Source organism: Paraburkholderia sp. 2C (genome assembly GCF_054589215.1).
The window spans coordinates 60,412-74,881 of the sequence record NZ_BAAILL010000041.1 but is presented as its reverse complement, the minus strand read 5'-3'; the positions used below and the strand labels follow the sequence as shown (position 1 = coordinate 74,881).

Annotated in this window: 12 protein-coding genes; 11 read left to right on the top strand and 1 reads right to left on the bottom strand. The window is 61.1% G+C overall.

All coding sequences use genetic code 11. The annotated features are described in order from the left end of the window. Positions 1-13: 13 nt before the first annotated feature. On the bottom strand, positions 14-1,414 hold the full coding sequence (locus ACYPXD_RS18945) for a GntP family permease (protein WP_459714460.1): 1,401 nt from the start codon (positions 1,412-1,414) through the stop codon (positions 14-16). Positions 1,415-1,679: 265 nt separating this feature from the next. On the opposite strand from ACYPXD_RS18945, the gene ACYPXD_RS18940 reads away from it, so the two are divergent. The 11 genes from ACYPXD_RS18940 (at position 1,680) to ACYPXD_RS18890 (ending at position 14,323) form a co-directional block, all read left to right on the top strand. Continuing rightward, positions 1,680-2,273, top strand: coding sequence for a BON domain-containing protein (locus ACYPXD_RS18940; RefSeq protein ID WP_459714457.1), 594 nt, complete (start codon positions 1,680-1,682; stop codon positions 2,271-2,273). 162 nt (positions 2,274-2,435) lie between these two features. After that, entirely contained in the window at positions 2,436-2,657 is a 222-nt protein-coding gene (locus ACYPXD_RS18935) for a hypothetical protein (RefSeq protein WP_459714455.1), read from the top strand. A gap of 504 nt (positions 2,658-3,161) precedes the next feature. Beyond that, positions 3,162-3,368, top strand: coding sequence for a hypothetical protein (locus ACYPXD_RS18930; RefSeq protein WP_459714452.1), 207 nt, complete (start codon positions 3,162-3,164; stop codon positions 3,366-3,368). A gap of 106 nt (positions 3,369-3,474) precedes the next feature. After that, positions 3,475-3,765, top strand: a complete 291-nt coding sequence (locus ACYPXD_RS18925) for an H-NS histone family protein (protein ID WP_459714450.1) — start codon at positions 3,475-3,477, stop codon at positions 3,763-3,765. A gap of 442 nt (positions 3,766-4,207) precedes the next feature. Beyond that, on the top strand, positions 4,208-4,774 hold the full coding sequence (locus tag ACYPXD_RS18920) for a fimbrial protein (RefSeq protein WP_459714448.1): 567 nt from the start codon (positions 4,208-4,210) through the stop codon (positions 4,772-4,774). A gap of 78 nt (positions 4,775-4,852) precedes the next feature. Next, positions 4,853-5,167 (top strand): hypothetical protein, encoded by a 315-nt coding sequence (locus ACYPXD_RS18915; protein ID WP_459714446.1) that lies wholly within the window; start codon positions 4,853-4,855, stop codon positions 5,165-5,167. A gap of 107 nt (positions 5,168-5,274) precedes the next feature. Further along, positions 5,275-6,021 (top strand): fimbrial biogenesis chaperone, encoded by a 747-nt coding sequence (locus ACYPXD_RS18910; RefSeq protein WP_459714444.1) that lies wholly within the window; start codon positions 5,275-5,277, stop codon positions 6,019-6,021. 229 nt (positions 6,022-6,250) lie between these two features. After that, positions 6,251-8,893, top strand: coding sequence for a fimbria/pilus outer membrane usher protein (locus tag ACYPXD_RS18905; RefSeq protein WP_459714442.1), 2,643 nt, complete (start codon positions 6,251-6,253; stop codon positions 8,891-8,893). A gap of 156 nt (positions 8,894-9,049) precedes the next feature. After that, positions 9,050-10,051 (top strand): fimbrial protein, encoded by a 1,002-nt coding sequence (locus ACYPXD_RS18900; RefSeq protein ID WP_459714440.1) that lies wholly within the window; start codon positions 9,050-9,052, stop codon positions 10,049-10,051. A 116-nt stretch (positions 10,052-10,167) separates the two neighbouring features. Beyond that, positions 10,168-11,769: a peptide chain release factor 3 gene (locus tag ACYPXD_RS18895; protein WP_459714438.1), complete on the top strand. Its 1,602-nt coding sequence runs from the start codon at positions 10,168-10,170 to the stop codon at positions 11,767-11,769. 190 nt (positions 11,770-11,959) lie between these two features. Beyond that, positions 11,960-14,323 carry a GNAT family N-acetyltransferase gene (locus tag ACYPXD_RS18890; protein ID WP_459714436.1) on the top strand — a complete coding sequence of 788 codons (2,364 nt, stop codon included), beginning with the start codon at positions 11,960-11,962 and terminating at the stop codon, positions 14,321-14,323. Positions 14,324-14,470: the final 147 nt, after the last annotated feature.

The window sequence follows — 14,470 nt, the reverse complement described above, 5'->3', positions numbered from 1 at the left end:
CAGGCGTGGTGCGTTAAACCAACCCGGTCGCGTAATACAGCGCGATGACGAAAAACACCGCAAGCGTCTTGATGACCGTTACCGCGAAAATGTCGCGATACGACTCGCGGTGCGTGAGCCCTGTCACCGCCAGCAGCGTAATGACTGCGCCGTTATGCGGCAGTGTATCCATGCCCCCGCTCGCCATTGCCACCACGCGATGCAGCACTTCCATCGGGATATGTGCGGCCTCCGCGCTTTTGATAAACAGATCCGACATCGCGGCGAGTGCAATACTCATGCCGCCCGATGCGGAGCCGGTAATGCCGGCCAGCGAGCTGACCGACACGGCGGCATTGACGAGCGGATTCGGAATGCTCTTTAACGCATCGCTTACTACGATAAAACCTGGCAGTGCTGCAATCACACCGCCAAATCCGTACTCCGATGCGGTATTCAACGACGCGAGCAGCGCGCCCGCGACCGCCGATTTAGTGCCGGTCGCAAAGCGTTCGCTGACGCGGCCAAACGCGGTCGCCACGACGAGCAGAATGCCGAGCAGCAGCGCGCCTTCGACGGCCCAGATCGCGACCACCGACTTGATCGTCGCGGTAACCGGCGCATGCACGCCCGGTAACACATCGGGCGCGACCGTGTACGACGCGCCATACCATTGCGGCAACCAGCGCGTCAGCGCGAAGTTTGCGACGCCGACGAGCACGAGCGGCGCCACTGCAAGCAGCGGATGCGGCAACTGCGACGTCTCGACGCGCTCCGGCTCGTTGACGAGCGACGTGCCATAGCCTTCGCCTTTGGCCATTGCCGACCGGCGTCGCCATTCGAGAAACGCGAGCCCCACGACGATGATGAACAGCGACCCTGCGATGCCGAGTCCGGGCGCGGCCCACGCGGTGGTCTTGAAGAATGTGGTCGGGATGATGTTCTGAATTTGCGGGGTTCCGGGAAGCGAATCCATGGTGAACGAAAACGCGCCGAGCGCGATCGCGCCCGGCATCAGGCGCTTCGGAATATTGCTTTGACGGTAGAGCTCGGCCGCAAACGGATACACGGCAAACACGACGACGAACAGCGACACGCCGCCGTACGTCAGCAAGGCGCAAACCGCGACGATGACCGCGTTCGCGCGCGAGCGGCCGATGTATCGGATCGCGGCCGCGACGATCGACTCCGAAAAGCCCGATAGTTCGATAACCTTGCCGAACACGGCGCCAAGCAGAAATACCGGGAAGTACAGCTTGACGAAGCCGACCATCTTTTCCATGAAGATGCCGGAAAACACCGGCGCGACGGCCGCGGGATCGGTCAGCAGCACTGCGCCGAGCGCGGCGACGGGCGCGACGAGAATGACGCTGTAGCCGCGATAGGCGGCGAACATCAGAAATGCCAGAGCGGCAAGGACAATGACAAAGGACAAGAGGCGTCTCCAAAACCTGGTTTTATGGATTGGTTGCGAATGTTGGCGGGGGCGGTCGGCGCGGAGCGGGTGCCGCTTTGGCCGGTATCGGCGCTGATGCCGGCGCCTGCGTTCGCAGGTTCCATGCCGGTTTTCGCAAGGCTCATGAGAATACCCGATTTACGTTGTGCTGACGGTCGAGAAAATAAGCGTCTGGTGCGGGACGCGCGCACCGAAAAGGGGTAGCGCCGCGCGCGGCTGGCCGACATAACGTAAGGGAGGAGGGATGACACGTTCAGGTACCCGATCTATCCGCATTTGCATGGCGGGCGTGGCCGGCGTGCTGTGCCTGTGCCATGGCCTGTCATCGTATGCGCAACAACGGGCTTCATCAGCTTTGTCGTCGGCCGCCGCGCCGCCGCTCGAGCGCAAGAACTGGTTCAACGACCCGTTCTTCGAGCTGTCCCACGCGCTGCTAGGCTGTCCGGTCCCACTCGGCCCATTGATGACCCGCGCGCAGATGGAAGACGATGCGCACTACCGGGTCGAGCGCGGCACGACCTGCTGGCTCGCCCACAAATGCACGAAGCCCAATTCGTATATGTACGACCAGCCGATCGCCGATGCGATCCGCGCGCATTTCACCGATTCCCGCCCGTTCGACGGCACGAGCCTGTGGATCACCGTGCAGCGTCGCTTCGTCTACGCCGAAGGCTGCGCGCCGGCCTCGTTCGACCGGCAGGCGCTGCGCCGGCAACTGGAGGCGATTCCGGACGTCGAGCAGGTGTTTATCCGCGTCGGCACGAGCGCGGACGCGCCGGCGCCCTACAGGACGCTTGCCGCGCCGGACCAGCCTGCCGGCGTTAGTGATGCGCAATGACGCAATGTAGCGCCCGCATGGCACAATCTCATCGTCGAAAAACAACAGGTCCAAAAGGTCCAAGCGGGGTTGCCCATGAAATGCAGTCAGATCTCCGGCAGTCAATTATTCGAGGCGGCGTGCGGCGGTCGCGGGTTCCGTCCGTTCCGCGCCGCGTGCGCAGTGGCGGCGTTGGCGGCAACGGCCCTCCTGGCCGGCTGCGGCAGCAGCGCACCGTTGTTTGCATCCGACGGTCGTCCGACGACGCTCGTCCAATGTACGAACGGCTCGGATAGCTGCGATCAGCAGGCGGCGGCCAGTTGCGACGGCGCCGGCTATGAGGTCGTGCGACAGACGGTAGAAAGCGGTGTTCGCAATCTGCTGTATGCGTGCAAGCGCAAGTAGAAGTCGAATATGCGCCATCGCGGGTGAAACGCGGACGGGAGATGACTTGCCGTTGGCGCGTATGCATGGCGACAAATCGATGAAAGCCGTTTTGCATTAACCGCTGTCTGATCGCTGGCTGGTTCATTCTGAAATGGGCATTTCTTTTCCTAATCAGCCAGCATAAATTGCCGGGCGTTCGATTTAATTTCCCGTCGATGTTCATTTAGCGCCGCGCGCGCTCGTTCTTATTTCCTCCCATACGGCATTTTTACCGGCCTTCGGCTGTTGGACTGCCGACTTCCGTGCGGCGGGCAACGGACGCGTGCAGATCGGCATCCTATAGTCGTTCGCAGTCGTTCGCGGCGACGATGCATGGGAGATCGAGCTTGCATGCTGTTTCATGCAATACCGGAAAGACGTTCGAAAAAAGAATAAACACGTGAAACGGTGTGGCCTGGTTTTCCGTAACACCGTTTGCGCAATAGACGAATGACTCGACATACGGTCAATACGGGGAACGCGATGAATCACGATCAAATCGAAAAGGATATTGAGCACCTTGAACGGATAATTCCACGCATTTCGCCTAATGATGGCATTCCATTGTCCTATTGGCGAAATCGTATCAATTCGGTTTCGGGCGCGGTGCTGGTGCCGGCCCAGATGGACCGTGTCAAGAAGCTCAGCGAGGCTTTGAAGGCGCTCGAGGCGCGGGCGCGAAAGAGCTGAGTGCGCTTGAAAAGTCTTCTCTCGGGGCAATACGGGCTACCCGGCACTTTTTGTGTCTGGTACGGTCACACCTGCCGTACTCGACACTGACAGGAGACGATGCTCGATGGCCACGTATAAGCAGCTGACTGCGCAACTCGAAAAACTTCATAAGGAAATGTCGCTTGCGCGCGATAAGGAAGTCGCGCAAGCCATTGCCGATATCAAGGAGAAGATTGCCGAATACGGCATTACCGCCGAGGAACTCGGTTTTTCGAGCAAACGCCCGGCGACGCGCAAACCGGCTCTTCCGCCCAAGTACCGGAACCCGAAAACCGGCGAGACCTGGAGCGGCCGCGGCCGTGCCCCGGGCTGGCTGGCCGGCAAGAATCGCGACCGGTTCCTGATCGAAGAGTAGGCGGCAACGCGCGAAGCATCGCCTCGGGTGGCGCTGGCTGGGCGCAGCGGCGCTGCTTGTCTTATAGCGGCGCCGGCGCGCAGCAGCGCCCTTCACTCCCGAATATCCTCACCTTTCCCGCTTGACGCCGCCGCACCGGGCAACCGATGCGGCGTTTTCTTTTGTGCGGCTCCCGAAAATCCTCACCTTTACCCGGCTGCCTTCTGCCTCGGCTGATCCGTTGCCGAGACAATCATCTCAAATTTAAGAGTCGTCTTACGGACTCTTAGTCACAACATTTTTAAGATTCTGTTCAACCTGATGACTGCTTCAGCGCTTCAACGAAAGCCTCCGATAACGAGGCGAGAGCGACGGGGCAAATCAGGACCGGTGCGGTCAGATGGTAGGAACTGATGCGTACCGATCTCAATCTGCTTCGTTCAATTTTGTTGGAGTGTCAAACATGAAACTGCGCCTTTCCACGCTCGTTCTGGTTGCTGGTGGTCTCTTCGGCATCGCATCGCTCAACGCTCGCGCCGCTGACGGCACGATCACGATCCAGGGTTCGGTATCGGATACGACATGTTCGATCAACGGCGCCGCATCGGGCACGCCGGCCGATATTTCGGTCACGCTGCCGACGGTCCAGGCGGGTTCGCTGGCGTCGGCGGGTGCGGTCGCCGGCACGTCGAATATGGGCGACATTCAGATGGTTCTGAGCGGCTGCTCCGGTGCGGCGACCAAGGCGATTGCCCGCTTCGAAAACGGCTCGACGGTGGATCAATCGTCCGGCTATCTGAAGAACATGGCGAGCGCGAACGGTGCCCAGAACGTTCAGGTGCGTTTGCTCAACGCGAGCATGCAGCCGATCAACATCGTCACCGGCCAGAACAACGATATCGCGAGCAACGGCACGGCGATTACCGGCGGGGCAGCGGTGCTCAAGTACTTCGCTCAGTACTTCGCGACGGGCAAAGCGCAGGCGGGCAGCGTGTCGACGTCGGTGCAATACACGATGCAATACCAGTAAGTCACGTCTGAAGGGCGTCGCATAGGCGACGCCCTTGTGGCGTTTGCAATCTTCATGGATCTCTTTTGGAAAACAGGTATGAAATCGCTTCTCTCTGCGCTTGCGCTCGTTTCAGCCGGAGTTTTTGGTGTTGTGTCGATTAATGCTCAGGCGGCGGACGGCACCGTTGCTATTCGAGGCGCCGTTGCGGATACGACGTGCCCGACCGGATGCGCCGGTTTCGCAACTGAGGCGCTTGCCCGTTTCGAGAATCGCACGACGGACGAACCGACAACCGGCTATCTGAAGAATGTGTCGATCGGGAACGGCGGAAAGAACGCTGAGATACGCCTGCTGAACGATCAGCTTCAGCCAATCGATATTCGCATCAACACCAATAACGACGTCGCATGAAATGGCAAACCGATTGTCAGTGGCTAAGCTATCCTGAATTGTTTCGAGCAATACATTGGAACGGCATTAAAGGCGTTTGCTAACACAAACGGGCAAAGGTAAATGCGATGAAAACCTTCGTTCAAACGGCGATCGCGGCAAGCGTGGCCGGTATGTGCCTGATCGGCGGTGCGCATGCGAGTGTGACAATCGGCGGTACACGCGTTATCTATCCGCTCGATCAGCGCGAAGTAACCGTCAAGCTTGAAAACGACAGCAAGAATCCATCGCTTGTGCAGGTATGGATGGACGATGGCAACGCGGATTCGAAACCCGGCGAAGCGAAAGTCCCGTTTGTGATTACGCCACCGATCTTCCGGATGGATGCGCGCAAGACGCAAATGCTGCGCGTGATTTTCAGCGGCGATATGGCGTTGCCCCAGGACCGCGAGTCGGTCTATTGGCTCAACGTGCTCGATATTCCTCCAAAAGCCGACCAGAAAGCCGACGCGAACTCGCTGCAGTTTGCCTTTCGCACGCGTATCAAGGTATTTGTGCGGCCGCCGAAATTGCCGGGCAGCCCGGATGAAGCGCCGCGTCAACTCGAATGGAAGCTCGTTCCGGCACCACAGGGAAAAGGACAGGCGTTGTCCGTGTCGAATCCGACGCCGTATTTCGTGTCGTTTAGCGAAGTCGATGTCGTCGATGGTTCGCAAACCTGGCGCAATGAAACGGGTGGCATGGTGCCGCCGCGCGGGACGGCGCTGATCGTGGTGCCAAAGATGGAAGCGGCGCCCGCGTCCGCTACGGTTCGCTACACGGCTATCAATGACTACGGCGGCGCATTGACGGGCGACGCGCAGTTGCATCACTAGGCGCCGTTTTTCTTCGTGGCGAAGCGTCCGCCTTCGCCCGCTATCGATTCCTATCTTTTCTCAACAGCTCGCGACTTTTCTGCTCTGAGCGCTTATCGCGCACGCAATCGACGTGCGTCTTAAAAGGCCATCTCACAAATAGGACTCGTCCTAGGTACTTCGCTATCTCGAAAAAATAACATCGGTTTGAGCTTTTCGAGATAGCAACCACCTGTTCGAAGTTTTCCGAATGATGACCTCCAGCCGCCGACAATCGCATGCAAACGTCAATCTCAATGCAGTCGCATCGAGCCTGAAGCCGATCACGGCGGTTGTGCTGGCTGCTTTCGCGGTTCTGGGCAGCGCGCATGCGGCAGATGTGAAGATGCCGTCCGATGCCGGCGTCGTGAATAGCGCGAATGCTGCGGTTTCATTCGATACGACGTTCCTGCAAACCGATTCGACGCAAAAGGTCGACGTCGCGCGTTTTGCGCATGGCAATCTCGTTTCGCCGGGCGTGTATTCAGTGGACATCTGGGTCAACGACACGCGCGTCGCGCACGACGACGTGCGTTTTGTCCCGGCTGCGAACGGTGAAAGTGCCCGCCCGTGTTTCGGCCGCAAGACGTTGCAGGGATTCGGCGTCGACTTCGCAAAAGCGGCGGCCGATACAGGCGCAAAACACGGCGCCGATGAGGAAGCATCGTCAAGCAATGCTGACGAATGCATCGACCTCGGTGTTGCCGTACCTGGCGCAACGGTCGAATTCGACTTCTCGGAACAGAAGATCGTCGTCGCCGTGCCGCAGAAATACATGCGCAACTCGGCACGCGGCTATGTGCCGCCCGAAATGTGGGAGCAGGGTGTCAACGCGGGCTTCGTGAGCTACAACGCGAATGCCTATCGCACGGACGGCCCCGGCGTGCATTCGGCGCAAGAGTATCTGGGCCTGAACGCGGGCCTCAATCTTGGTGCATGGCATTTTCGTCACCAGTCGTCGGTCACGGCCGCGACGGGGCAGGCGACGACGTTCGATAACGTTGCGACATACGTCCAGCGCGACGTCGCCAAACTGCGCTCGCAGGTCACGCTCGGCGACGCCTATACGACTGGCGACGTTTTCGACAGCGTGTCGTTTCGCGGCGCGCAAATCGCCACCGACGACCGCATGCTGCCCGAGTCGCTACGGGGTTACGCACCGGTCGTACGCGGCACGGCCGAAACGAATGCGCGCGTCACAGTACGCCAGAACAATCAGGTGATCTATGAAACGACGGTCTCGCCGGGCGCGTTCGAGATCAACGACCTCTACGCGACCGGCTACGGCGGCAACCTCGACGTGACGGTAACCGAAGCCGATGGTCGCACGAAGAGCTTCACGGTGCCGTATGCGTCGGTTGCGCAATCGCTGCGTCCGGGCACGACGCGTTTCGCATTCACCGCGGGCCAGCTGCGCAACGATTCATTGCAGACGAAGCCGAACTTCGTGCAGTTCACGATGCAGCGCGGCATGACAAATATGCTGACGTTGTATGGCGGCGCGATCGTATCGAACGGATATCTTGCGGCAAACGCGGGCGCGGCCTTCAATACGAAATACGGCGCATTTTCGGCGGACGTGACCGCGTCGCAAACGCAAGTGCCTGGGCAGAACGCGATGCGTGGCACGAGCCTGCGGATCGGCTATAGCAAGTTTATCGACCCGACGGACACGAGCATCACGGTGGCTGCCTATCGTTATTCGACCGCGGGCTATATGAGCTTTTCGGATGCGGCCACGCTGCGTGATGCGGCGCTGCATGGTGGGGATCTGAACACGGTGGACCGTGAACGCGGCCGCATGCAAGTGACGATCAACCAGAATCTGAAGGACCATGGCAGCGTGTTTTTCACGGCATCGACGCAGCACTACTGGAATCGCAGCGGCAGCGATACGTTTTTTCAGGCGGGCTATTCGAACAGCTTCAAGTACGGCACGTACAGCATTACCGCGGGGCGCACGCGCAATTCGGACGGATCGATGTCGAACGAAATCATGTTGAGCACGACGATTCCGCTCGGCCACACGCAGCACGCGCCGATGCTGACGACCAATCTGTCGAAGAACGGCGATACGTCGAATTTGCAGGCGAACGTGAGCGGCACGGTGGGCGAGAATAATCAGCTGTCGTACAACGCGTACGGCACATATGGGCAGAGCGCGGGCTCGGGTAGCGGGAACGCGGGCGTGAGCGGCGTGTATCGCGCGCCGTATGCGCAGGTGACGGCTTCGGCGAGTGCGGGCGCGAATTCAGCGCAGGTCTCTGCGGGCGTGAGCGGCTCGATCGTCGCGCATCCGGGCGGCGTGACGTTCTCGCAGACGGTCGGCGACACGTTCGGCATCGTGGAAGCGAAGGGCGCCGAGGGCGCGCAGGTGACGAGCGCGCAAGGCGTGAAAGTGAACCATAGCGGTTACGCGGTCGTGCCGTATCTGACGCCGTACGCCATGAACACGGTTGATATCGACACGAAGGGCACGTCGACAGACGTCGAATTCGAATCGACGTCGGAGCATGCGGTGCCGCGCGCCGGGTCGGTCGTGATGCTGAAGTACAAGACGGTGACCGGGCGCGCCGCGTTGATTCAGGCGCCGCGGCTGGGTGGCGAGGCGTTGCCGTTCGGTGCGGAGGTGATGGATCAGAATGGGCGCAACGTCGGTGTGGTGGCGCAGGATAGCCGGATTTTTGCGCGCGGGCTGGAAGATAAGGGCGCGTTGGTGGTGAAGTGGGGTGATGGCGCGGAGCAGCAGTGCCGGGTGGATTATGAGTTGCCGAAGCAGAGCGGGAAGGCGCAGGAGGCTTATTTGTCGGTGCAGGGGCATTGCGTAGATCTCACGCAGATTTCGCGGCGATGAATCAAGGGGACGGCGGAAGCAAATGTGGCAGATGACGTGACAAGAGGGGCTGCAATGGTGCGCAATCTCGTATTTCTCACGCGGCACCGAGTCGTAACAAATCTGGCGAAACGGCGGGGCGAAATTTTTCGTCCAGGAATAGTGCGAGCCGCTCAGATGATCTCTATCTTGCTTCTTTCTCGATCCGTTTGCGCGAACCTTACTTGCGAGGTCGCCTCAGTCGACAAGGTGCTAAATGCGGGTACGGTTTCGGTTGCCGTGAACGCTGCTGTTGGATCAACGGTACTGACGCTCGCACCTGATCCGTTCCAACTCACATGCAACTTTCCTGATGGTGGTCTTCGAGACACGTCCGCGACTTTATATTCAGACTTCAAGACCGCAACACCGCTTGCCGCTGGTTTCAGTGACGTGTATCAAACTGGAATTGCAGGGATCGGTACGCGCTATACGTTCAATTCGCCGCAGTGCAATGCGGTGAATGTGGGTTTGACAAACGGTGCCGTGCGGATTAACTGCCCGTTCAGTGGGCCACTGAACGGGCCGATTCAAGCCGCAAATGTCTCTGTAACCGTTGCCTTGGTCGTAACGGGCGTGGTTGCTCCGGGCGCGTCAAACTTTTCCAAGGCTCCGACGGTGACTATCGGCTTCGCCACATCGGATGGCGGGACGGGATACTGGAACAAGTCACCGCTCTATACGGGCAGCGCTACGGGAATACTGACACATGCGACATGTTCTGTTTCCGAAACCCAGGTTGCAGTCATTTTGCCGACTGCCGATACGGGTGCATTCAGGTCGGGAATCGGTGCGGTCGCGGCGCCTCAGCCCTTCACTCTGTCGTTTTCTTGCAATACTGGCGCGAAAGTGCTGATAACGCTGACAGACAGCGTAAGCCCCTCTAATCGGACGACGACGCTGCAAATAACCGCAGACTCGACCGCAACAGGAATTGGCGTCCAGATCTTGAATCCTCTAGGCGCGCCGGTTTCATTCGGCCCCGATTCTGCTGCGCCCGGCAACTTGAATCAATGGACGGTCGGCGATTCTCCCAACGGCATATTGAAGGTACCGCTGACAGCACGATATGTCCGGACGGGCCTGGTCTCGGCGGGTACCGTTAAAGCGTTGGCCACATTTACCATGTCTTATCAGTAGTCGTGCTGTGCGGTGACGGCGAATGCCGACAGGGTACGTTTTTATAACGTTTTGCGCAGCACGTGTATCATCCGTACCGGCGCTTTCTGCTAGCCTTCACTAAACGACTTTGTCTGATGTCCCTCTCCGAACTCCAACGCCGCCGCACCTTCGCGGTCATTTCTCACCCTGACGCGGGCAAAACCACGCTCACGGAAAAGCTGCTGCTTTTCTCCGGCGCAATCCAGATCGCCGGCACCGTGAAGGGCCGCAAAAGCAATCGCTACGCCACGTCCGACTGGATGGAAATCGAAAAGCAGCGTGGCATTTCCGTCGCAAGCTCGGTGATGCAGTTCGAGTACGGCGACGCGGTCATCAATCTGCTCGACACGCCGGGCCACGAAGACTTCTCGGAAGACACATACCGGGTGTTGACCGCGGTCGACGCCGCAGTGATGGTGATCGACGGCGCCAACGGCGTCGAAGCGCAGACGCTCAAGCTGCTCGAAGTGTGCCGCAGCCGCAAAACGCCGATCGTCACGTTTATCAACAAGCTCGACCGCGAGGTGCGCGAGCCGCTCGAACTGCTCGACGAAATCGAACAGCACCTGGGCGTCGCAGCCGTCCCGTTCACGTGGCCGATCGGTATGGGCAAGGACTTCCAGGGCGTCTACGACATCCAGCGCGATCAGGTCCGCGTTTTCCGTGCGGGGCAAGACACCCTGGGCGGCGACGTCGAAACGCTGCAGGCCATCAGTCATGAAGACGGCGAACGCCGCTTCGGCTACGCGTGGACGAAAGCCAAAGACGAAGTCGATCTGATCACGGGCGCCACGCCCACATTCGATCGCGACGAATTCCTCGCGGGCCAGCAATCTCCCGTGCTGTTCGGCTCGGCCATCAACAACTTCGGCGTGAAGGAAATTCTCGACGCGCTGGTCGATCTCGCACCGCCGCCATCGATGCGCATGACGGTGCAACGTCCGGTTCAACCCGACGAACCGAAGTTCACCGGCGTCGTATTCAAGGTGCAAGCGAACATGGACCTCGCGCACCGCGACCGCGTCGCGTTCATTCGCGTGTGCTCGGGCCGCTTCGAACGCGGGATGGCCTTGAAGGTCACGCGTTCGAACAAGACGTTCCGCGCGAACAACGTCGTCACGTTTCTGTCCCAGCGGCGCGAAACAGTCAGCGAGGCGTACGCGGGCGATATCATCGGCATTCCGAATCACGGCACGCTGAGCCTCGGCGATACGCTGACCGAAGGTGAAGACCTCCAGTTCGTCGGCCTGCCGTTCTTCGCGCCGGAAATCTTCCAGACCGTCGAAGTGGTCGATCCGATGCGGGCGAAGCAACTCGGCGAAGCATTGAAGCAACTCGGCGAAGAAGGTGCGATCCAGGTCTTCAAGCCCGTCGTCGGCGGATTGATGGTGCTCGGCGCGGTCGGGCAACTGCAGTTCGAAGTCGTGTCACACCGGCTTTCGACTGAATATAAGGTCGACGTTCGCATGATGTCGGCGCGCTACAAGATGTCGCGCTGGGTCACCTGCGACGACGCAGGCGAACTGCGGCGCTTTCTCGATTCGTACTCGGCTCGCATCGCACTCGACGCATCGAACGCGCCGACCTATCTCGCCTCGCATATCTCCGAGATCGAGGTCGCGCAAAAGGCCTGGCCGAAGATCGTATTCAACGAATTGCGCGAGCGCTCCGGGGCGCCGTTCACAAAGGCGATCTGATCTGACCGGATCTGATCGTCAGCACCCGCCGCAGGCCGATTTGCATTCCCGCTCTCGCATTCGGCCTGCAAAAAGTCCCACCGCGCCGCCACTTCGCCTATCCTGACAAAACACGCGCGGCCCCGCCTCGACATTCCCGCCCGCGCACCCTCCATCTGAGGATACTCATTCAAGTACTCGAGGAGCGTCCGTGACCGTCCGCAATCTCGATGCACTGTTCCGCCCGAAATCCGTCGCCGTCATCGGTGCGTCGCACCGTCCCGGCAGCGTCGGCGCGATGGTATGGAAGCGCCTGACCGAGGGCGGTTTTGCCGGCCCCATCTGGGCAGTCAACCCGAAGTACGACATCCTCGACGGCCACGCGACCGTCGGCGACGTGGGCGACCTGCCCGAGCCGCCCGCCGTGGCGATCGTTTGCACACGGCCCGCCACCTGGCCTTCGATTGTCCACAATCTCGGCGGCCACGGCACGCGCGCGGTAGTTATTGTCGGGGAAACGCGCAGCGACGAAGACCGCACGCATCTGCGCCACGCGCTGTCGGCCGCGCGCCCGCACCTGCTGCGTATTCTCGGCCCCGGCAGCCTCGGCATCGTCACCCCCGCGCTGCGCGCGCATCTCGGCGCGCCGGCGTGCACCGTGAAAGCGGGCGGCGTGGCCTGGGTCTCGCAATCGAATGCGCTGACGAACGCGGTGCTCGGCTGGGCCGACGCGCGCGGCCTCGGCTTCTCGCATGCCGTCGCGCTTGGCGATGAAGCCGACGTCGATGCGGGCGACGTGCTCGATTATCTCGCGAGCGACGCCGCCACGCGCGCGATCCTGCTCGAAGTAGATACGATTCACGCCGCGCGCAAATTCATGTCGGCCGCGCGCGCCGCTGCGCGCAACAAGCCCGTGCTCGCGCTGCGCTCGGGCCGCGACGACCCGACCGATGCGCTCTACAGCGCGGCATTCCGCCGCGCGGGCATGGTGCGCGTCGATTCGCTCGACGATCTGCTCGACGAAATCGAAACACTCGGCCTGGGCCGTGTGGCGGCGGGCTCATCGGCGACGCTGATCACAAGCGACCGCGGCCTCGCCACGCTATCGCGCGATGCGTTCCGTGCGGCCGGCGACACGCTTGCCCCCTGTTCGCAGCAAAATACCGCCGCCGTTCGCGACGCGCTCCCGCTCGCCACACCAGGCAATCCGCTGCTGCTCGGCGGCACCGCGCTACCCGAGCACTTCGGCACCGCGCTTAAGGTGCTCGCCGATCAGCCCGACACCGGCACCGCATTCGTTGTGCACGCATCGACCCATAGCGCGCCGGCGGAAGAAGTCGCGCAGGTGCTGATCGCGCATCAGCGCTACGCGTACCGCGGCCTGCTCGCATGCTTTTTCGGCGGCATTTCGCTCGCCACGCGCGATGCGCTGCATGCGCACGGTATTCCCGTGCATTCGACCCCCCAACGTCTTGCACGCGCCTTCGCGCGCCTTGTCGACTATCGCTTGGGCCGCGAATTGCTGATGCAGACGCCCGAGGGCCAGCCCGCACGTGTCTCCGCGGCGGTCGATGCCGCGCAGGCGCAAGCGTGCGCGGCGCTCAAGGCGGGCGTCACCGAACTCGACGGCGACGCGGCCGCGCGACTGCTCGCGCATTTCGGCCTGGTCGCATTGCCGCCGCAACAGCGCGCTGAACCCGCCATTGTCGATATCAAGGTCGAATTGCGCGACGACGATAACTTCGGTCCGGTGTTTCGCTTCACCGCGCCATCGGAAGACGGCATCGCGCCGCCGCTGCGTCTTTACGGACTGCCGCCGCTGAACCCGATCCTGTCGCGCGACATCGTCGCGAAGTCCGCGTATGCGCGATATACCGACCCCGAGCGGGTACTCGCCGCGCTGACGTCGGTATCGCAAGCGGTTTGCGATATCCGCGAGATCGTCGGCCTGTCGCTCGCATTGCGTGTGATGCGGGATCGCGTGGCTGTCGTCGACCCGCACATTCGCCTGTCGCAAACGCGCAGCCGCTTCGCGATCGTGCCGTATCCGCGCCGCTACGAAGAGACCTTCGACTGGCACGGCGAGAAGCTGACCGTGCGGCCGATCCGCCCCGAAGACGAACGGGCGCATCGCGAGATGATCGACGCCATGACGCCCGACGATCTGCGTCTGCGATTTTTCGGCGCCGTGCGCGGCTTCGATCATTCGCAACTTGCGCGGATGACGCAGATCGACTACGACCGCGAAATGGCGCTGATCGCAACGGTGCCGGCGGCCGACGGTTCGACACGCACGCTCGGCGTCGTGCGCGCGGTCTCGGACCCCGATAACGAAACCGCGGAATTCGCCGTGGCCGTTCGTTCCGACCAGAAAGGCCGCGGTCTCGGCCGCCTGCTGACGCAGCGGATCATTGCGTATGCGAAGACGCGCGGCACGCATTGGCTGGTCGGCGAAGTGCTGCGCGAGAACACGGCGATGCTCGGCCTCGCAAAAGCATGTGGATTCACGATCACCCGTACCGACGATCCGGCCGTGATGGCTTTCAGAATGCCGCTGAGCGACCCCGAAGCGTAAAGCGCCTTTGCGGTATGAAAACGCCGCACGACGCGAAGCGCCTTGCAAATAGCCTGCAATTTGCGGCGCCACGCGAATTCCGCTTTACTCTCCTTGCCGGATTTTTTTCGCAGCACTGTAACCGGAATGCTCTGCCGGACGAATTCA